The sequence below is a fragment of the Methylocaldum sp. 14B genome, from assembly GCF_002005105.1.
Lineage (GTDB): Bacteria > Pseudomonadota > Gammaproteobacteria > Methylococcales > Methylococcaceae > Methylocaldum.
In genome coordinates this window covers 163,113-183,841 of record NZ_MSCV01000007.1, presented here as the reverse complement: position 1 = coordinate 183,841, position 20,729 = coordinate 163,113, and the positions used below count along the sequence as shown (strand labels likewise).

Genomic DNA, 20,729 nt, shown 5'->3' with positions numbered 1-20,729 from the left:
TAAAGATTTGGCGCCGCACCGCTACTAGAACGTTTTTCATCCCGGTGTACGGATTCGTGCCGGGAGGGGAGAACGTAGGTCGGCAATCCCTTGCCGACAAAGCCCTTTGCCGAGCCGGTACGTCGGCAAAGGATTGCCGACCGACATTTCCGGATCCCTTACACCGAATCAGAAAACGCTCGAATTCGCCCGGCCCCGAATCTCAACAATCCGTCGATTGCCGGAACTTCGACAATACAGTCATCAAATACTCGTCGAAACGGATCGAATCCTGCTTACAAGGAAGGTGGAGATACTCGGACAAATCGCGGATCAGATCGTCAGCCTTCTTTAGCGTGCTCGGCCTCCAGCCTCTGGTAAATCGCGCGTCCATGCCGGTACTGCGGATCGATTCCAGCCACTCGTGGGTTACCCGCTCCGGGTAGCCCGCCGCGCATGCGGCCTGGTGCAATAAGGTGTACTCTCGCAGCAATCGGGTGCCAAAGGTCAATGGATCGTCGGAGCCTATGGCGATCGGCACAGGCGGCGGGCCGTCCGGCTCGGGGACTGGCGGGAACAGCCTCAGGATCGGATGATTGCGCAGGTCCAGCAAGTCGCCGATCATCAGGTTGCTCGACGGGTTGACTTCGACCACGATGCCTCTCTGGGCGATTCCATGGCGGAGCGCAGACTGAACGGCGGTCAGCGCCGCGACTTCGTCTCCGGAGATCGGCACGTCGATCAGCGTCTGACCGCGCTGAAAGATGGATTCGTCGTCGAAGTAGTCTTCGAGAATCCTGCCGATCCGATGGGGAGGATGGATTTGCTGCTGCTGGAAGCTCTGCGTCTTAAAGCGCAGAGTTTTGAGGCTCGTCGCCGCTTCCAAAAAGGTATCGAATCTACCCTCGGCCACCGGCTCCTTTACATAAGGCGGCACCAGGAACCGGTGCAGCACATCGTGGACCTCGGCGAGTTCGTCCACGCGATAGCCGCGCCTGCCGAAGACAAAATCCGACAGTTGGCGCACCTGGTTCAGCAGCGCGTCTACCCGGCCGGGCGGCGCCTGCGCGGCGTATTCAGGCTTGATCTTGTATTTGCTGTAGAGGCGCCATTCCCAAACCAGATCCCAGAGCCGCTCCTCGGCCGGCATGAGCACCGAACCGACCGACTCCGCCCAAATCTTGGGATCCACGCCGAGGGCAATCGCGTGGCCGAGCCGCCCGACAGCGCCGCCGAGAATATAGTGCACCTGCTCATAGATCCGGCGCAGGCCCTCCAGCAGGTGCCGGAAATCCTCGCCGACATGCGCGGTCACTTTCAACGGAGGCCCCGCGTCCCGAGCGGTCAAAATCGACACCTTCGCGGCCTCGTCGAGCACATGGCGGAACAGCGGGACGAGCACCCAGGTCGGAACGCCGATCTCATCGGTGCAGACATCGAGCCCGCGGATGATCCATAGGCAGGACGGCACCGCTCGAATCAGTTCGCCAAGCGCTCGGGCCTTGCGGCATTGCTCGGCGAAATAGCCCACGTATCGGCCGTGCTCGACATCCGTTCTCCCGTTTCCTGTCTTGAACGGCTCGGCGTGCGTGTCGGCCCAGAAGGCCGGCGGCACGCCTTTGCGCCGTGTCAGTTCGATATCGCGCTCCTTGACGAAGTGGAAGACGACGCCCATTTCCGGTTCGAACGTCGAACCGCTGGTATCTCTCAACACCTGTCGCCACGACTTCAGGAACTCAAGCACCCTCTCGCCGGTCTGGATAGCCGAATCGCCCGGATGGGTTCTGAGTTCAAGCCCCCGGATGCGGTGCCTTTCGCCGGCCACGTGGTACGAGACTTGTGGGCTAATCGGATCAATGGGGTTTCGCAATTTGCCGAGGCGGTCGTAGAAGCGAAGAAACCACTGCAATCCGCCGGTGAGCGGCCGTTGGACGACGGTGCGATAGTATTGGCAGCGAATCCGCACGGTTTGCCAAAAAATACGGGCGAAATACTCATCCTCGGGAACCTTTCTTCCGTCTTCCGCGCCTTTATCGAGATAAGCGAGCGCGCACCGGAGGAACCAGCGCTCACCGACATTTTCGCCGCGCAAGCCGAGCCGCGCGGCGACGGGATCGCAGCGCTGGAAGGCGTCAAAGACACCTTTGACGGGATCATCGCGCAGCGTCAGCGCGGTGGGATGGATATCCGCGTACAGGTCGCGCAACGGCTCGATCTCAGGTAAGAGTTTGTGGTCACCGGCCTTGAGTGCCCGCAGCACGGCGGCGAGCGTCTCGCGCCGCCGAGGCGTCCAGGCTAGATTTCGAGGTGCACGTTCGCTGCGCGCATTGCCGGAATTCCAGGGTGTCAAAAACTCGTTTAGAAAATTCCCGAAGTTATTTCCGCCGCGAATCAGATGCTCGGCAAGCGCGCAGCGCGCCACGGCAGCGGCAAGGAGCCAAAGTACCATATACCGGCCATCGGCGAATGGTGCCTGACCGCTGACCAATTCGTTTTCCTTCACGTCCGGAGTGGCGATAGCGGCGAGCGCCGAAACCCACAACAGCGGGAAATCCATGCCTGCGCCGACATGCTGGTGGATCTCGGCCACGCCCATATCGAGCAGCCTGCGTACGAGTAATGGCGGTTCTATCTCGACCTCTACCGGCGCCGGATCGACGCCGAGTGCGGCCAGCAGCAAATCCTCCGGGAGGGTCAAAGTGAGCCACCGATAGTGGATGGCCGCATCGAGCGCCGCCAGATCCGTGGTCTCCTTGATCTCGGTTACGCCGGCACGGGGGATGAGATGGCTGCGGGCCAAGGATCGGAGATATTGGTGCATGGGTATCCGCCCAAGCGTAAGCCCCGGATTATTCTCAAGAGAACCGAACCAACTGAGATCGCGGGCGGAAACCAATCGGTCGAGCGACCAGCCCGTATGTGGCGCGAACCGTTTCTCGCACTCGCGCCAGAGCAGGCGGGTCCGATTCTGATCGCTTCGCTCCGGGTCCAGTTCTTCTCGCAGGCCCAGCGTTGGATCGAGTTCGATCAATGGCTTATGAAAGGAGATTTCGCTGGCTAGCGGAAAGGCCGCGATCTCGGCGCGTATATAGGGTTCCGGAACCCGGCGTGGTGTCGGTGTGACGGTGCTTGCTGAGTTAGGGGGAAGCATAGGAGTCGGTGGTGCTGGGCTGGCAGAATCGCTAATCGGCCCAGAGTCTATCTAGGTCGCCTCTAGCCCACTCAAGCACCTGCTTTCGCTTTTCGTTATCATCCGACGGCATTTTTGCAAGGACCTTTTCTTCAAGTTCCTTTTCTAATCCTGTGCGGATAAACAGGCGATTATCTTTCCAATACATCCTTAGTTTGTCCTTATTGCTAATCGAGCACTTGATGTTTTCAAGGCGTCGACTTAGAGCATCGCTATCCAAGGAGACATAAAGTGGACTTATCAGCATCAAGGGTAGTTTTTCTTCCAACCACTCTGCCACCTTGGTCCTCTTAATATCGATATAATTAGTTTCGCTCGTAAATTCAGCTCTGCTCTCCTTCTCTTTTATCAGCGAATAACAGCGGCTGGCCGCTTTTAGGATAGCTCTTTCAATTTCATCAACAGACGGCAGTGATTCTCTTTTATTCGAGAAGATTGTCTTTAACTGTTCGTCTAATTGTTCTAATTCACAATCTGGGTCGCCTAACCACCATTCAAGCCTCACAAAGGTTCTCAATACGCTGGCTATCCAGGCTGCTGCCAGCAAGCGAATTACGGCGCTCCAACCTTGGTTGGCGTATAGTTTAGTAGCTTCTTTTAGCCATTCTTTGACACGGGGCCACTCTTTAAAAAAATGTATTTGCCGTCCCCAAAAAGTATTCCATCCCGGCATGGGCCATTTTATTGACACTTGTTCGAAGTCCGATGATTGAATGGCAATCCAATGAGTAACTTCAACAACAGGAAAATCCACGGATGGGTCATAGTTAACTATCATACTTCCGACACTCGTCTCTGCTAGAATGACGATGTCATATAGGATGCTCAGCCAGGCACCAACTAAAGCCGGTAATTCATCTCCTTTCTGATCAGACCCCTTATCATTGGGATCATCATCGTACTTATTCTTGCGGCTTCGGAGTTTTACGCGTAATCCAGCGAAGTCTTTGACATAAAGTTGGCTCCAAACTGACCAACTGGGGTAGGGGCTGTTTTCCTCGACGGGGCCATTTTCAATGACTGGACGAGATTTAAAAATGTCCGTCATCAACATGGAGTAATACAGCTTCATCTCATCAAAATAAAGCTCAGTTCCGCCATCAGTGCTCAGGCGGATAATACGATCTAGCAGAAGACGGCCTACTCGGCTTGAGATTGTGCTTTCGGTAATGGCGCTCCGGAGCATTGTGCGCGCAATCTCCTCGGCCTTGAAATCTTTATCGCCGGACGGCGGGCCGTTTAAAACCCAATTGGCCAGTAACCATAAATCAAGCACTGTACGGGCGGGTAGACTGAGCCCGTACCGCACTCCAGCTGGAAGCATGTCTGGGGCCACTTCGGGTGGAACTACGGTCTGGTTTTTCTCGCTTGGGAGGCAGAACAGGTCAAGCAGACTGATGATTCCTCTCCCCGTTTTTTGCTCATCGAACTCATGCCATCTGTCTTTCCATCGCTGATCATTTCGTGTCGTCTCGATTTCTCCATTCCATTCGGTCTGAGTAAGTAGTTTTCTCTGCCTACGATTAATCGGTATGAATATATTTGTGAGCAGATATTCGATGGTTTCTGTTTTTTCTCCACCGCCCAGGTAACGCGGGGGATAAAAGGCCAAAGTCTCCCATGGAGTCAAGAATCCGATCTCGATCCGATGCCCCGGCGGCAGAAGCCTATGAGAAGTCGTTGCGGCTTGCCGCCGCGCCATAACGAAGGCTTCGTCCTCCCCAAATTCGCTCGCTTTGAGCATGGTGGCGGCGCCCTCCTGACCGATGCGGATCAATTCCTTCCAGTAAGCACGCTCCAGAAAAGTGTCGAAATCCTCTCGATCACCGGCCATCACTAACCGGAGGTGACGGCACGAAACCATCTGGGCGAGTTTGACCATAGAATAGAGATGCTCGGTGCTCCGGTCGATGTTGTCGATGGACAGAACGATCGAAAGTCCGTCGGCGCGGCAGCCCCTCCTTTGGCCGAGTTCTTTGCCGAGTTTCTCCATGGCTTTCTCGAAGCGGCGTCGAAAATCGGCATAGATATCGGCCGCGTTGATTTGCCGGTTGGCCTTGTTGCGCGTATCCGGCTCGGAGATGTCTTCCCACATCAGCGTCGCGTCATTGATCAGTCGGCCGAGTAGCTGTCGCGCGCTGCCCGCATCTTCTTCAAACGGCGATGTGAGGTGGGCAGTCCCTTCAGCTGTATCGTTACATTCATGGTGGGACGTGTCTAACGCATTGGACACCCACGTAAGTGTGGTCGCTAGGAGATTAGTCTTTGCCGGCAGTGGCTCCAGGTCGAGCACGGGAATCCATACGACGCAATTTTCAAGTTTTTTCGCAGATGCTTCTGTTCTGTTCTTCTGCTTGTCCTCCTGTTGCTTTTTCTTTTTGTTTTGCTCCAATTTTTCCCGCCTGGCCTTTCCATAATCCGTTTCTTTAAAAAATTCTCCGCACTTGCAAACAGCGTCTCTTGCACTGAGGAGTACAGTGGTCTTACCCGTCCCCCGAAGGCCGGTTACAAGAAAATAATTAACGAGAAAGCCGTTCTTGTCTTCTTTCTGCCCAATACCGCCCTCAATGCGCACGAGTAGATCTCGGACGGCACGTTGAATCGGGGGTAAAAGGTCGTCCCATTTCATTGCATGCGCTTCGGGACGGGGCAAGAACCTGCAATTTTCCTTGTCTGCGTCAGCCATGAGGACCTCCGTGTGATCGGCCGGGACGAGAACGTATGGCTAGATATGACTAAACCACGAAGTTTTCGTGGTTTATATAAGACGACCGCAGTAGCTAACGCTAAGTTCCACGGTTTTCGGGAATCTCGAAGCAATACCTTGCTTTGTATGAAGGGCAGACGTCCGTTAGCCCGAGTGCGGGAGGGCAGGCGGCAATCCCTTGCCGACAAAGGTGGCCGGTGACGGCGTTAAGGAAGCTCTGATTAAGCCTCCAATTCGGAGAAGGTGCTTAGGTAACCGATTGATCCAAAAGACCCTCATCCAGAGGGAGAGGGCTTTTTGAAAGATTCCTTAAACGGCTTATCAGCCCAAATCGAGGAAGCTGCGTAGCGGTTCGGAACCCGAGGATTGACGTAGCTTGCGCAGTGCTTTCACCTCGATCTGGCGGATGCGCTCGCGGGTGATGTCGAACTGTCTCCCGACTTCCTCGAGGGTATGGTCGGTGCTCATATCGATGCCGAAACGCATGCGCAGGACTTCGGCTTCCCGCTCGGGCAGACCGGCCAGGGCTTTCCGGGTTGTTTCGCGTAAGCCCGAAGTCGTCGCCGACTCGACCGGCGACGTGGCATAAGGGTCTTCGATCAGATCGCTCAGATGGGTGTCCCCGTCGTCGCCGATGGGGGTTGCCATCGAAACGGGCTCTCGGGTGATCTTGAGTATCGCCCGCACTTTGTCCTCGGACAGGTCCATGCGCTCCGCCAGTTCCTCCACCGTTGGGTCGCGGCCCAGCTCTTGCAACATTTGGCGCGAGATCCGGTTCAGCTTGTTGATCGTTTCGATCATATGGACCGGGATGCGAATGGTACGCGCCTGGTCGGCGATGGCCCGCGTGATCGCTTGGCGAATCCACCACGTGGCATAAGTGGAGAACTTGTAACCGCGTCGGTATTCGAATTTGTCCACCGCTCTCATCAAGCCGATATTGCCTTCCTGGATCAGGTCGGGAAATTGTAGGCCCCGGTTGGTGTACTTCCTGGCAATGGAGATCACCAGCCGCAGATTCGCCTCGACCATCTCCTTTTTCGCTTGCTGTGCCTGATTCTCAGCGATCGAGACACGTCTGTTCATCTCCTTGATGTCACCCATCGAAAGTCCGGTCGCTTGTTCGATTCGGGCCAGTTCGTTTTGAGCTCGTTCGATTCTGTCGGCGAATGCCGCCAGCGGCTCGGCAAAAGGCGCGTCCTTTTTCAACTGTTCCGGCAGCCAATCCGGAGAAGTCTCGTTTCCGACGAAAGAATCGATAAACTCCGCGCGCGGCATTTTTGCCTGGTGTACGCAGATATCCTGGATCAATCTTTCCTGCTCGCGAATCTTGGCGACGGTGCTATGTAAAACTCCCGTCAGTTCCTTAAGAAATTGTGGCGTTTTCTTGAATTCCAGGAAGCTCTCGGTCAAAGCCTGGAAGGCTTTTTCCGTGTGCTCGTGGCGGTAGCCGAATTCTTGAAGCATGCTGAGCGCGGTGTCGTAACGCTTGGCGAATTCCGCCAGTCTTTCCTTTACTTGCACGGAATCCGGACTGCTTTCGGTTTCCTCGGGTAACTCGGCGTCCGATTCCGCGTCGAGCGAAACTTCTTCGGACTGCGGTACCTGACTGACGAAACCCGAAATCAGATCGGACAGACGTACGCCGCCCCGCTCGATGGTTTCGAAAGCCTTGAGAAAATGGTCCATGGCGGGTAAAAAACGCGCCAATTCCTGCGCCGCCTGGTTCAGGCCCTCTTCGATCCGCTTGGCGATGCTCAACTCCTCATTCCGGGTGAGCAAATCCACGGCCCCCATCTCACGCATGTATATGCGTACCGGATCGGACGTGCGTTTTTGTTCGGCATCGATCGCCGAGGTCAGCACTGCGGCGACGGCCGCGGTTTCCTCTTCATCCTCCTCGGTGACAACCGCCGGCACGGAAATCAGATCGGCGTCAGGCGCCTCTTCGTACACGTCGATCCCGATATCCTCGATCAGGCCGACGATATCTTCGATTTGATCCGGATCGGCCATGTCGTCGGGCAGATGGTCGGTGATCTCCGTGTAGGTCAGATAGCCCTGGATTTTGCCCTTGGCGATGAGCTCTTCGAGCTGAAATTGCTGCTGTTCTTGATTCATCAACTGAGTAGTCGTACTAGCTATGTTGCTAAAAAATTCAAACTTGTCTATTTATGGAAATCGTTGAGAAAACCGACGAATATCGATCACTATCTGTAAACAGGTTCCGTTGGATTGAATTCGGGTTCCACGCTTGCCGACGTTCCGGATTATCTCGACGGGTGAGCGTCTTCGCTCGGTCGGCTAGGCCTTAAATAAGGCTAGATCTTGCTTTTCCAAGAGACCGGGAAGTCTTTCGGAATGAACGCGGTACCGTGGGAGAGGACCGTCTTTATAGAAGTTCTGTCGGTTTTTCAATGCAATAGACTTACCCATGGGCGCTTAAGTTCCGTATCTATTGGGCGAGTTCGGAGCGGGACGCGAGTGCCGCGCAGCAACCGAGGATTTGAAACAAGGTCTAATTCATCGGGCGTTCAGTGGCCGGGTATAGCGACTCGTCGACAAGGCTACACATAAACTTTGACGCGATCGGGGAGACAATAGTGCCAGTCGTTTTAATTTCCTCAGTTTTCCGGGCGAGGCACCCATGCTCGTAGATTCGTCCAGATGCTTACCTTACCGTTCAGCTCGGAAGGCGAGCCCCTAGTGAGCGCCCGGCCGATCGATGCGATAGGCATTCGTTGGCTCCCGTTGGTGCTGGCCATGATAGGTGTCTCCGGTTGCGCGATCGATCCGGCCCGTCTGAACGGTCTCAGCGATCTCGATGTTTGTCGCGGGTACGCGGTTTACGCTACCTGGTTCATTTCCAATTCCCGGGCAGATCAATACAGGCATGAAATCGAGCGGCGAAACTTGGTTACTCCGGAAGAATGGGTACTGGTGGAGCAGAAGCGAATCCAAAAGGGCATGAGCCGATGCGCTCTTTATGCCTCATGGGGCATGCCGATGAGTGAGAATACGGTAGACGGGGCCGAGGAAGAAATCCGACACGTTTACCACGCCGGCTGGCTGATGTCGCCCGGCTCCGTCTACACGAAACACGGCAAGATCGAAGCTTGGGCGTATTGAATAGCGGGCGCATCGTCGAATACCCCATCTTCGCCCGTTTGGTCCCGGTGCTAGAACATGGAGCACGTTTGCCCGAACTTGCCACGGAAAAGGCCTTGCTCCACACTGGCGTTATTAACCCGGCCTATAAATATAGGCCGGGTTAATCCTGGGCAGGGATGCCCCGGCGCGGCGACAAGCCGCGTGAGCCCAGGCCGGGCGTGTACCGGCCTGGGCGGCGGCCCGAAATACCAGGAGGGTATTTACGGGCCTGATTAATAGATAAGCCAGTCGCGGTACCCGGCCTGGACAGGATGGATTCGGACCGAACGGAACCAAAGGAAGGATGACCATGGCGACTCAACGGCAACCACTAGGCACCCACGGCTCGAGCCGCCGGGGCAGCGGCCAACCCCAGCAGGTAGCGTAACGGATGGATGGACGACAAGTACTGATCAACCGGCAGACTTGGGATCAATTTATCCGCTCGGTCAAGAGTTTCGCCGGCTCCGAAGTCGGCGGGCGGGCCAAGCGGCTGTTCGCGGGGCTCATTCTCCTGCTGTTCGCGGTCAATGGCCTGAATGTGGTCAGCAGCTACGTCGGCCGGGATTTCATGACGGCGATCGAACACCGTAACGTGTCCGCGTTCACTGGCCAGGCCCTTCTCTGGATCGGCGTGTTTGTCGCGGCCTCGGCGGTGGCGGCGATTTTCCGGTTTACCGAAGAAAGGCTCGGTTTGCTGTGGCGAGAGTGGCTGACGCGATTGGCCGTCGTCCACTACCTCGAGCGCAGGGCCTATTTCCGTCTGGATGAAACCGGGAAGATTACCAATCCGGACCAGCGTATCGCCGAGGATATAAGGGTATTTACCGCAACCACGCTGTCCTTCGTACTCATGCTCCTCAATGCCACGTTCACCGTATTGGCATTTTCAGGGGTCATGTGGTCGATCAGTCCGATCCTGTTCGCCGTTACCATCGCGTATGCCGCCGGCGGTTCATACCTGACCATTGTGTTGGGCCGAACGCTGGTCGAATTGAACTATGCCCAGCTCGATAAGGAAGCCAATTTCCGGGCCGATCTCATCCATGTCCGGGAGAATGCCGCGTCGGTGGCGCTGCTGCACCGCGAACGGCGGCTTGGCGCCCGGCTCTTGCGTCATCTTGACGATTTGACGGGAAATTTTCGGCGGATCATCACGGTGAACCGGAACCTTAATTTCTTTACCACGGGCTATAACTACCTGATCCAAATCATCCCCGCCCTCGTCGTGGCGCCTTTTTTCATTCAAGGGCGCGTCGAGTTCGGCGTGATCACTCAGTCGGCGATAGCCTTCGCCCATTTGGTGGGCGCCTTCTCGCTGATCGTCACGCAGTTCCAATCGATTTCTTCGTTCGCTGCGGTGATCGCGCGGCTCGGTTCGTTGGCCGAGGCCATCAGCGGGGCTCGAGCGCCCGAAAGATCGGCCATCGAGACTAGCGAAGGCGAGCACGTGGCTTATGTGGGGCTGAACGTGCTGTCGCCGAGCGATGGCCGTCCCTTGATCAAGGATTTGACCGTCTCGATTTCGCCCGGAATCAGGGTTTTGGTCATCGGGCCGAGCGAGGAGGCCAAAGTGGCATTGTTCCGAGCCACTGCCGGTATCTGGGATAGCGGAACGGGGCGTATCGTTCGACCCGAGTCCAATCAGATTTACTTTCTTCCGGAACGGCCCTACCTTCCACCGGGCACGCTGCGGGAATTGCTCGTTCGCAGCGGGACAGAGGAATCGATCGCGGAAAACCGAATACTGGGCGTGCTGCGCGCTTTGGATCTCGAGCCTATATTGGCGCGTATCGGCGGGCTCGATGTCGAGCGGGATTGGGACCACATGCTTTCGCTCCGGGAACAGCAGCGATTGGCTTTTGCCCGTCTCATGCTGGCCGCCCCGCGTTTCGCCTTTCTGGATCGCATCAGTACTTCCATGCGGGCCGACGAGGCCGGCCAGCTGTTGAGGATGCTCTCGAAAAGCGAAATCACTTATGTCACGTTCAGTCGATGGACGACTGGACGAAGGGGCACCGATGAGAAGCTGGAGAACTACGATGCCGTCCTCGAACTCGCCGGAGACGGTGGATGGAAATGGCGGTTGATTCAGGATGAAGAATAATATGGAAGCGATTTGTCCTCGGCGGCTATGTTCCGACTCGGATTGGCACTCATTGCATTTCTGATGCTTGTCGCGGCAGCCGGAACCGCGCCGGCCGATTCCGCACAGGTGTTGGACAGGTTCGGACGGGGGGAGGGCTGGAGCACCGTCGCAGGGCAGGGAGCCCGAGTATCATTGGCGCCGGACCGGGGCCGGGAGGGATCGGCCTTACGCATCGACTTCGATTTCCGGAAGGGCGGCGGCGAAGTCATCGTCCACAAGCCGTTTCCGATTGCGCTGCCCGATAATTACGCCGTTACTTTAGCCCTACGCGGCACCGCGCCGCCCAACGTTCTCGAGATCCGATTGGTCGACCGGTCGGGCAAAAATGTCTGGCGCTTCCGAGATCCCGAATTTCGTTTCCCCAAAACCTGGCAGACGCTGCGCGTCAAGCGTCGCCGGTTCGAGTTTGCCTGGGGGCCGGCGGGCGAAAAAGAATTGGCGGAACTAGGGCTTATCGAGTTCGTGATCGCGCGCGGAACCGGAGGCCGCGGCACGCTCTGGATCGACGATCTGCGACTCGAACCGCTTCCGCCGCAGCGCGCTTATTCCGGATCGCCGTTCTTGACGGCGTCGAGTTCGCTTCCGGGGCTGGAACCGGCGCGGTTGCTGGATCAGCACCCCGAAGCGGCATGGCATAGCGCGAGCAACCGCGAACCTCAGTGGCTGCTTCTGGACTTCCGCGAGCGCCGGGAGTACGGCGGATTGATCATCGATTGGCACCCAGAGGACTATGCCACGGCGTATTCGGTCGAACGTTCCGACGACGGCCGAAATTGGCACAGGGCTTATGCGGTAACCCAAGGCAACGGCCGGCGCGACTACATTCCTATGCCTGAGTCGGAGTCCCGTTTCGTGCGGCTTTCCCTGGCGCAAAGCCGGCGCGGGAAGGGTTTCGGAATTCGCCGCGTCGAGGTCGCGCCGATCGACTTCAGTTCTTCGTCCAACCGAATGTTCGAACGCATCGCCCGCGATTCCGAAAGGGGGGCTTACCCCCGTTATTTTTTGGGCGAGCAAACCTACTGGACGGTGATAGGCAGTTCCGGAACCGAACGCCGAGGTGCGGAACGCGAAGCCCTTCTGAACGAAGACGGCATGCTCGAGGTCGACGAGGGTGCGTTTTCCGTGGAGCCTTTTCTTTATGTCGATGGACGGCTCCATGGCTGGGCCGACGGAACCGCTAAGCCCTCTCTCGAACGCGGCTATCTGCCGATTCCTTCGGTGCGCTTGGAACGAGGGCCGCTCTATCTCACGGTCACCGCGCTGGCGAGCGATGATCCGAAAGGTTCGATCCTTGCCCGTTATCGAGTCGAGAACCACACTGGAGCGGCCGTGAAAGCAAGTCTTTTTCTCGCCGTGCGCCCGTTCCTGGCGAATCCGCCGTGGCAATCCCTGCATACCATGGGCGGCGTTTCGCGTATCTACAGGCTTGGATGCGAAAATGCCGTTCTCCGGGGCGACGACCGTCTCGTCGTGCCGCTGACGCCGGCCGCCCAAGCCGGCGTCACGAGCTTAGATGGTTATCCGATCACTCTGGATCTGGCTCGAGACGCCGTTCCGCCCGCGAAAGCCGTAACCGATGCGAACGGATTGGCCAGCGGCGTGCTTCGTTATCCGCTCGTTCTCGCGCCTGACGAAACGCGGGATGTTTATCTTGCGCTTCCCGCAAAAGGCGATCCGGGTAGCCCGAAAAGACTTCTACATGGCGCGGATGCCGGCCAATTCTGGGAAAGGCAATACGCCGAGATCGTTCGAAAGTGGGAGAGGGATCTGGGGCAGGTCGCGTTTCGGGTGCCGCCGGCCGAGGAGGATTTCGTCCGCACCGTGAAGAGCAATCTCGCCTACATCCTGATTCATCGCGACGGACAGGCCTTGCGGCCCGGTTCGCGACGCTACGGCCGCACCTGGATTCGGGATGGGGCGATTACCTCCGCTACGCTTCTGGCCTTCGGCCATGCGGCGGAGGTGCGCGAGTTTATCCGCTGGTACGCTGGCTATCAGACGGCGGACGGAGCGATTCCCTGCTGCCTGGACCCGTGGGGTCCGGACGCCATGATCGAGCATGACAGTGCCGGTCAATTCGTTTACACAATCGCCAATTACTACCGCTATACCGGCGACCTCGAGTTCCTGAAGAGCTTGTGGTCCCGCATAACGCGGACCATCGACTACCTAGCCGCCCTGCGGCGGCAGCGTTTGACCGAGGATTACACCAAAGGCGAAGCTTTTCGTTTCTTCGGCCTCATACCGGAATCGGCCAGTCACGAAGGCTATGTGGCCCGTCCGGTCCATTCTTACTGGGATGATTTCTGGGCAATCCGGGGCATCGACGATGCCGCCCAATTGGCCGCCGCCGTCGGCGATCGCGAACGAGCGGCCCGCTATGCCGAATTGCGGGATGCTCTGCGCGCCGATGTCCACAGCTCGATCGGCTTGACTCGACGCAAGTTCGGCATCGACTTTGTTCCCGGTTCCGCGGAGCTCGGCGACTACGATCCGACCTCCACGGCGATCGCCCTTTCGATCGGCGGCGAGGCAACGGGACCCCTGGCTCCGGTTTTTCAGCGGACTTTCGGTCGTTATGCCGGCGATGTCGAGGCCCGGATAAGACGCGAGCTCGATGAGCAGGCCTATGCGCCTTACGAATTCCGCAATGTCGGCGCCCTGGTTCGGCTCGGAAAACGGGATGCGGCGTTCAGGACGCTACAGTTTCTTTTCCAAGGAAGACGCCCGGCTGCGTGGAATCAGTGGGCCGAGATCGTCTGGCGCGATCCCCTCGCGCCGCGTTTCATCGGCGATATGCCTCATTCGTGGATCGGGGCGGAATTCATCCAGGCTTTCCTGACCCTGTTTGCTTACGAAGAGACCGATCGGCGCCTGGTGATCGGTGCCGGTTTGCCGCGCCATTGGGTGGAAGCGGCGGGGGGCGTGGGAGTCGCGGGGCTGAAAACGTCCTATGGAATACTGAGTTATCATGCCGAAGTGCCTGCCCCCGGCGAAACCCGGATCCGGATCGATGAGGGTCTGACGATCCCGCCGGAAAACATCATCATCGATCTGCCCCTGCCGCAGGCGCCGCGCCGGATCGAAGTGAACGGCAAGGCGCAGACGTTGACCAATGGCCGATTCTTACTTCCGGATCTTCCGGCCGAGGTGGTTTTCCGCTATTGACCCGAGATTTTCCACGGCGAGCCGCTTGCACCGATAAGAACTGCGGGTGAATCGTAACCGAGAACTGACCGTTTCCTGACGACTCTTGTGCTCTAGCGGGTCTATGATCACCATCGACGTAACTGACAAAAGAGTCTTTTGCATGTTTCTTCTAGAGTCTAAACAACAGATCAGTTGCTTTGCCAGATTCTTCTTTGTGGGCCTTGCGGTATCCGCCACGTCTTTGCTGGCCACCGTTGCCTTCGTAGTGTTCATTCTGGTACCCGAGGAAGTGCGAAGCGCCACCCTACGCGGACCGCTTTTTCCTTGGTAAGTGATTGGCAATATGGTAAGGCTCGAAAATCCTGCTGGCGTGCCGTTGTCGGATAATTCCGAACGCAACCGTTAGCGGTTGACTGCTCTTCCCCAGCCTGTCCGGTTGAGGCGCGCAGCCCCCCTCGCATTTCTGCTTCCGGCCACGCTCATGTTCAGGTATGGCCGCGATTTACTACTTGAAGTGTTTGCAAGTAGCCGCGGACCTCGGCTGATAGTTATACTAAGTTCCGATACGGTGCCTAATTAAGCGCATCATCGAATAAGGCGAGCCGAATTGGGCGGCGCCTTTCATATTCATCGATCGGCCGATACCATGAAAATGAAGGCGGCTGATCCTTACATCAGCATTTAACGTCGTCCTCTTCCACTTTCAACGCCGGTTGACATGCTTTTCGGCCAGATGGATCGGCCATCGGGCTTTGCCGGAACATTGCTTGATTCAGCGAGATGCCAAAAAATATTCTGACGATCTCCATTCTTGCCGCTCTCGTGCTGGGTGTGGCCTGCGGAGAACTGGTCCGCCGTTTCGTTCCCGATCCGGACGAAATCAAAACGTTCGTCAGTAATGTTTCGCTCTTGACCGAGGTTTTCATGCGCCTCATCAAAGCGATCATCGCCCCGCTCGTGTTCTCGACTCTGGTGGTCGGAATCGCCAAGCTGGGCGATGTCAAGGCGATCGGTCGACTGGGCGGAAAAGCCCTGTTCTATTTCTTCGTTGCGAGCCTCGCTTCGCTCTCGCTCGGCATGGTCCTGGTCAATCTGGCACAACCGGGCGTTCAGCTCCATCTGCCTGTCTCTCAGGACGCCGTACATGCTGCTCTGCCTGCAAACCACTTTGACCTGAAGACGCTCCTCCACCACGTGATTCCGCAAAATGTAGTGGAAGCCATGGGGAACAACGAGATCTTGCAAATCGTCGTGTTCGCATCGTTTTTTGGGGTGGCGGCGGCAACAACTGGAGATCGGGGCGAACCCATTATCGCCGCGCTGGATGCCCTGGGGCACGTGATGCTGCGGGTGACCGGCTACGTCATGCTGTTGGCGCCATTGGCCGTGTTCGGGGCGGCCGCGGGGATTATTGCCCAGAAGGGAACAGGTATTATCTCAACCTACGGTACGCTGATGATCGAGTTCTATCTGGCGCTGGTACTGCTCTGGGGAATGCTGATTTGCGTGGGATTTCTGGTGATTGGGACGCGGATAAAAAACTTGCTTTCGCGGCTTGGCGGACCGTTCTTGCTGGCTTTCAGTACGGCCAGCAGCGAGGCCGCATTTCCGAAGACGCTGCAGGAACTGGAGCGGTTCGGTTGTCCCAACCGCATTGCCAGTTTCGTGCTTCCCTTGGGTTATTCCTTCAATCTGGATGGCTCGATGATGTACATGACCTTCGCGACCTTGTTCATCGCCCAGGCGTACGGCATCGATTTATCGCTTCACCAGCAAATCATCATGCTGCTTACGCTGATGCTTACCAGCAAAGGCATCGCGGCCGTGCCGCGGGCGTCACTGGTCATCATTACCGGCGCACTATCGATGTTCGATATCCCGGAAGCGGGGCTGCTACTGCTCTTGCCTATCGACCATTTCCTGGACATGGGACGTTCCGCCACCAATGTTCTGGGCAATGCAGTGGCCGCGACGGTTCTGTCGAAGTGGGAGAAGCAGCTTCGCCATTGAGGGCACTCGGCTGAGGATGCACCGTCTCGATGGGCAACACCGTGCCGCGACGATGCCCTGGCTTTAGGCTGGCCTTACCTCGCGTGAGGCGAGCAAGGTCTTGAGGATACCGGGGTCGATCGGCTTGACCAGATGATGATTGAAACCGGCCGCTGCGCTTCGCTGTCGGTCTTCGGCTTGTCCGTACCCCGTCAGGGCGAAAAGCGTCATCGAGTCTCCGTATTCCTTTCGTAAGTGCTGAGCGACTTCATAGCCGCTCATTCCCGGCAAACCGAGATCGAGCAAAACCACATCCGGCTTATACGTCTGGCATATATCCACTGCGGACCGGCCGTCATGGACGATGCGTGTTTCATGTCCCCACAGCTTCACCAGCAGGGCCATCGATTCCGCCGCGTCGTAATTGTCGTCCACCACCAGAACCCGTAGCACGGGCGGTGCTTCGGACGCCGGTAGAGCGCTCCAAGAGTGGGAAACCAGCTCGGTTTTTGCAGACAAAAGCGGGAGGTAGATAATGAACTCGCTGCCTTTTCCAGGTCCGTCGCTGCGCGCTTCGACATAGCCCCCGTGCATTTCCACCAGCCGTTTGACCAGTGAGAGCCCGATGCCCAATCCTCCGCGGGCACGGTCGATCCCCGGATCGACTTGGGCGAAGAGGTCGAAGACTTCGGACAGATCGTTCTCGGCAATTCCGATACCGCTGTCTCGAATCGAGACGAGGACTTCGTCCTTCCGGTCCTTGACGGTCACCCAGATGTGTCCGCCGTCCGGAGTGTACTTGTTGGCGTTATTGAGAAGATTGTCGAGTACCTGCGTTAATCGAACATCATCGCCCTCGACATAAAGAGGACAGGGCGGCAGAGTCAGCGTGACGGTATGCTGATGCGCCGATGCGCTGGGCCGGTGGTTTTCCACGACCCGAGCGGTTAAGGCCACGAGATCCACGGGCAGTTTGTGCAGGTTGATTTTGCCGCGCGTGACCCTTGAAACATCGAGAAGGTCGTCCACCAGCCGAGCCAGGTGCTGGGTCTGCCTCTCGATCATTTCGAGCGGCCGTTGACTCTCGGGCAGTAGCGGCACTTGGCGATGCAGGATATGGACGGCGTTACGGATCGGCGCCAGAGGATTCCGAAGCTCATGGGCCAGCATCGCCAGGAATTCGTCTTTGCGGCGGTCAGCATCGGCAAGCTCGGCCGCTCGGCGCCGCAACGAGTCTTCCAGCCGCTTGTACTCGCTTAAATCGACGATGAACGCGATCCAGGTGAACGGTGAGCGTTCCAGCGCAGTGGCGCAGATCAGGATCGGCACCCGAGTGCCGTTCTTACGGATGAATTCTTTCTCGAAAGGCGTGATCGCGCCGTGATCCAATAACTGGTTCCGGGCCGCTTCATCCAAGGCTTGGTATTCGGGCGGCGTCATCTCCGGCCAGCGTAATCTTCCCGCCTGCAGATCCTCACGGCTGTAACCCAACATATCGAGGAAGATCTGGTTGGCATTGCAGATCTGGTCTTCGATTCCCTCAAACACTCCGATGATATTGGCTTCCACCAAGCGCCGGGCGCGCATTTCGCTTTCGCGCAAGGCCTCTTCGGTTTGCCGGCGCTCGATGGCCAAAGCCAGCGTATAGGCAACGGCGCGCAGGAATTGGGCATCATCCTCGGTAAAAGCGCGGTGCTTTTTGGTATGCACGCCCAACACGCCGTAGGGCCGCGCATACCCGGGAATGGTGATGCTCATGCCACTCACGACGCCGTGCTCGAAGAGCAGAGGCGGACCGCTGAAGCGCGTCTCGCTGCGAAGGTCGTCGACGATGACCGGTTCGCCGGCGATCAGGGTGCTCTCGTCGGCCGGTTTGGAGATTAGCAGCGTGTAACCTGCTTGAGACTCCAAACCGGCGCTGACCGTTGCTTCTCCAACCAATCCTTCTCGCCAGCCCACACCCGCCTTCAATCGTAAGGCCCGACCATCGGGAAGAAGCTCCAGGATTTTCGTGTACTCGATGTCGAGACACTGGGCGATCTGTTCCACGGCGTGCTTCATCAGCCGATCAAGACTGGTGCCGGCCAGGGCCGATTGGCTCAGATCGGCGAGAATAGCCTTGCGGTGCGCGTGCTCCTGGATTTCGGCCTCGGCAGTCTTGTGGGGAGTGATATCGCGTATGACGCTTATGGTTAAGGTACCTTCCTCCGCCTTGATGGGCGCCAGATGGACGTCCACGGGAAACTCGCTGCCGTCCCGTCGCAGGCCGTAGAGTTCGGGGCGCTGGCTCATCTTGAGCCGATAAGGCGCTGCGCGGTAGTGCTGCCGGTGATCGATATGACGTGCTCTATAGCGCTCCGGAATCAAGCTCTCGATTGGTCGACCCAGTAAATCTTCTCGATCGTAGCCGAACAATCGCTCCAGCTCCGCGTTGATTTGCCGGATGCGGCCTTGAGAATCGACGACCGCGATAGCATCCGGCAAGGCTTCGAAAAGAGCCTGGCACAGCGTTTGATTCTCGGGCGATATTGCTTCGCTCGGCTTGGGCTTCGCGCGATCCCAGAGAGTTTCAAAAGAGCAGGGATTGATCTGTTTCATGATGCTGCACGCTGGGACGGCGGAGTTTACTTCTTCCGCTCCCTGAACGTTAGTGTCTCCTTATGGCATCGACGCAATCGGAGACCGATGGACCATTAAAGACCGCCGAGAATGAGTTGCTATCGGGATACATTCGCGGGAGCACTGCGCGTCTCGGTACCGGGGTGTGGTTATTCATCGCGGTTTGACCTATTCAAACCCGTCCTGGTTTCCATGATTTTAGAGCCTTACGCGATATTTGGTGGAAGTTTCTTTGAGTTTGTCCTAAACGCGGGGCTCGCCGATAGCTGCGCTTTCGCCGATGTGAACGCCGCTCTGTTTTCACTGCCTGAAGTTCGGCAGGTGGTACAGGCCGTCCGCAGCTTGTCATCAGCCGGAAACAATTTATCGAGAAGATATAAGCCGAGGATCTTGGTGCATCAGGTGTCGCACCAAACCGGACCAGGGACGGTCTACCTTTGCTGATAGGCTTCGGTCTCCAAAATCATTTGCCGGAGCCATTCCATATACGGGGTTCCGCCGGTTCCCCTCGGGTCGCCGGTCCAGCGATTGATATATTCCTGCGCCCAGCCGTAATGGACACGGCGGAAAGAGGCAATCGCCTCGAGTATGGCATTAAAAGATTCTTTGTAGCGGGGGTGTCGGACGTTCGGCATGGCCTCGACCTCCTCGATGAGCCGGCGATGTTCGATAGGCATGTAGTTCCGCATGTCGGCCAAATGATCGGTCAAAGCCGAACGCTGGTGCGGAATCTTCAGGAACGCAACCAAAGTCGGCATGATACTGCTCTGCGCGCCGGTCTCGCCGCGGAATCGGATAGGCGCTTGGTCCACGCACTCATAAGTCACGCCGTCGAAAAATCGGATATACGGCCTAAAAGTCTTGTAATACAGGCGTGCATCCATTTTCTCGGGTATCCGTTTGAGCACTTCGACTTGGCGTCGCACTGCACTTTCGATTTGCCACAGTTCGGTGCCGATGTCGGAATCCGGATCGACGGCGAATTTCCGTTTGACCGAAGCAATGGCCGCCAGAATGTCTGCGGCAATCGCCTCGATTTCCACATGTACCAGAATGAACCAGTGTTCATCGTACATGTGAACGAAATTCTGGATCGTGTCGATGTTCCCCAATCGAATCGGCTGGTCTTTGCGGAAGCGCTTCCAGTTATACAAGGCATAGCCGTCGTAGCTCAAAATCGGCGGACGCCCCAACAGCAGGCAGGCTTTTGCCAGCGGTACGGCGATGTTGCGCGGCAGCATTCGCGCCGGTTCCATCCCGACCTGATTGACATAAGCGGAGGCGAGAAAACCGATCCGTAGGTAGTACAGCCGAAGCTGCGGCAGTGTTTCGGCAGTGACCGGTTCCTCCCAGCTCGGGATATCGAGCTCCCGCGCATAAGCGCGAAATCCTACGTCATGCAGAAGGCTCGGCAAATCACGGCCGACCTCGTCGATTACGGCGTAGCGGGAATCGTAAGGGAAGGCCGTGAGGGGGTCCTGTTCTGGTAGAAAGCCGCGCTCAGCATAATGGGATTTCAACAGTTCGCTTGCTCCGGTCTGCGAGGCTCCCGGGCCGAGTCTGTCGTACTGCCCGTGTGTGTCGGTGATCATTGCTGCTCCGGTGAAAAGCGGGTTTTGCTGCGACTGAGACCCCGGTTATGCGAACTTCGTTCGCTTTGTGGGGAGTAGTCTCCGTGGTAATGGCCTTCCGAGCTACTATGCGGCGGCTCCCTTATCAATCCTACGAACGGCAATCCGAGTCCTTTTGGCTCGTCGATATCCGCCGCGACACCGAGCCACTTTATGATTTGAATT

Annotated in this window: 9 protein-coding genes; 4 read left to right on the top strand and 5 right to left on the bottom strand. The window is 57.3% G+C overall.

Translation table 11 applies throughout. The features are described 5' to 3' along the window. Positions 1 to 202: 202 nt before the first annotated feature. The 3 genes from B2A78_RS07340 to rpoD form a co-directional block, all read right to left on the bottom strand. Positions 203 to 3,130, bottom strand: a complete 2,928-nt coding sequence (locus tag B2A78_RS07340) for a hypothetical protein (protein WP_143735098.1) — start codon at positions 3,128 to 3,130, stop codon at positions 203 to 205. 31 nt (positions 3,131 to 3,161) lie between these two features. Next, positions 3,162 to 5,855 carry a hypothetical protein gene (locus B2A78_RS07335; protein WP_077729257.1) on the bottom strand — a complete coding sequence of 898 codons (2,694 nt, stop codon included), beginning with the start codon at positions 5,853 to 5,855 and terminating at the stop codon, positions 3,162 to 3,164. 342 nt (positions 5,856 to 6,197) lie between these two features. Beyond that, the gene (rpoD, locus tag B2A78_RS07330) at positions 6,198 to 8,000 is read right to left on the bottom strand and encodes an RNA polymerase sigma factor RpoD (RefSeq protein ID WP_276205383.1); all 1,803 of its coding nucleotides are present in this window, start codon (positions 7,998 to 8,000) and stop codon (positions 6,198 to 6,200) included. Positions 8,001 to 8,543: 543 nt separating this feature from the next. On the opposite strand from rpoD, the gene B2A78_RS07325 reads away from it, so the two are divergent. From B2A78_RS07325 to B2A78_RS07305, 4 genes are all read left to right on the top strand, one after another. Beyond that, positions 8,544 to 9,005: a hypothetical protein gene (locus B2A78_RS07325; RefSeq protein WP_077729255.1), complete on the top strand. Its 462-nt coding sequence runs from the start codon at positions 8,544 to 8,546 to the stop codon at positions 9,003 to 9,005. Between the two features lie 412 nt (positions 9,006 to 9,417). Beyond that, positions 9,418 to 11,133: an SbmA/BacA-like family transporter gene (locus B2A78_RS07320; RefSeq protein ID WP_077729254.1), complete on the top strand. Its 1,716-nt coding sequence runs from the start codon at positions 9,418 to 9,420 to the stop codon at positions 11,131 to 11,133. Positions 11,134 to 11,175: 42 nt separating this feature from the next. Then, entirely contained in the window at positions 11,176 to 14,343 is a 3,168-nt protein-coding gene (locus B2A78_RS07315) for a discoidin domain-containing protein (RefSeq protein WP_168175372.1), read from the top strand. Between the two features lie 762 nt (positions 14,344 to 15,105). Next, the gene (locus B2A78_RS07305; RefSeq protein WP_077729251.1) at positions 15,106 to 16,335 is read left to right on the top strand and encodes a dicarboxylate/amino acid:cation symporter; all 1,230 of its coding nucleotides are present in this window, start codon (positions 15,106 to 15,108) and stop codon (positions 16,333 to 16,335) included. A gap of 63 nt (positions 16,336 to 16,398) precedes the next feature. Here the strand turns inward: B2A78_RS07305 and B2A78_RS07300 are convergent, their stop codons facing one another. Together B2A78_RS07300 and B2A78_RS07295 are read right to left on the bottom strand one after the other, a co-directional pair. Then, positions 16,399 to 18,912, bottom strand: coding sequence for a PAS domain S-box protein (locus B2A78_RS07300; RefSeq protein ID WP_077729250.1), 2,514 nt, complete (start codon positions 18,910 to 18,912; stop codon positions 16,399 to 16,401). 452 nt (positions 18,913 to 19,364) lie between these two features. Further along, the gene (locus B2A78_RS07295; protein WP_077729249.1) at positions 19,365 to 20,525 is read right to left on the bottom strand and encodes a hypothetical protein; all 1,161 of its coding nucleotides are present in this window, start codon (positions 20,523 to 20,525) and stop codon (positions 19,365 to 19,367) included. Positions 20,526 to 20,729 lie beyond the last annotated feature (204 nt).

Excerpts from the sequence above, each read along its gene's own strand:
- B2A78_RS07340 (WP_143735098.1), bottom strand. The coding sequence starts at position 3,130 with ATGCTTCCCCCTAACTCAGCAAGCACCGTCACACCGACACCACGCCGG.
- B2A78_RS07335 (WP_077729257.1), bottom strand. The coding sequence starts at position 5,855 with ATGGCTGACGCAGACAAGGAAAATTGCAGGTTCTTGCCCCGTCCCGAA.
- B2A78_RS07325 (WP_077729255.1), top strand. The coding sequence starts at position 8,544 with ATGCTTACCTTACCGTTCAGCTCGGAAGGCGAGCCCCTAGTGAGCGCC.
- B2A78_RS07320 (WP_077729254.1), top strand. The coding sequence starts at position 9,418 with ATGGATGGACGACAAGTACTGATCAACCGGCAGACTTGGGATCAATTT.
- B2A78_RS07305 (WP_077729251.1), top strand. The coding sequence starts at position 15,106 with ATGCCAAAAAATATTCTGACGATCTCCATTCTTGCCGCTCTCGTGCTG.
- B2A78_RS07300 (WP_077729250.1), bottom strand. The coding sequence starts at position 18,912 with ATGAAACAGATCAATCCCTGCTCTTTTGAAACTCTCTGGGATCGCGCG.
- B2A78_RS07295 (WP_077729249.1), bottom strand. The coding sequence starts at position 20,525 with ATGATCACCGACACACACGGGCAGTACGACAGACTCGGCCCGGGAGCC.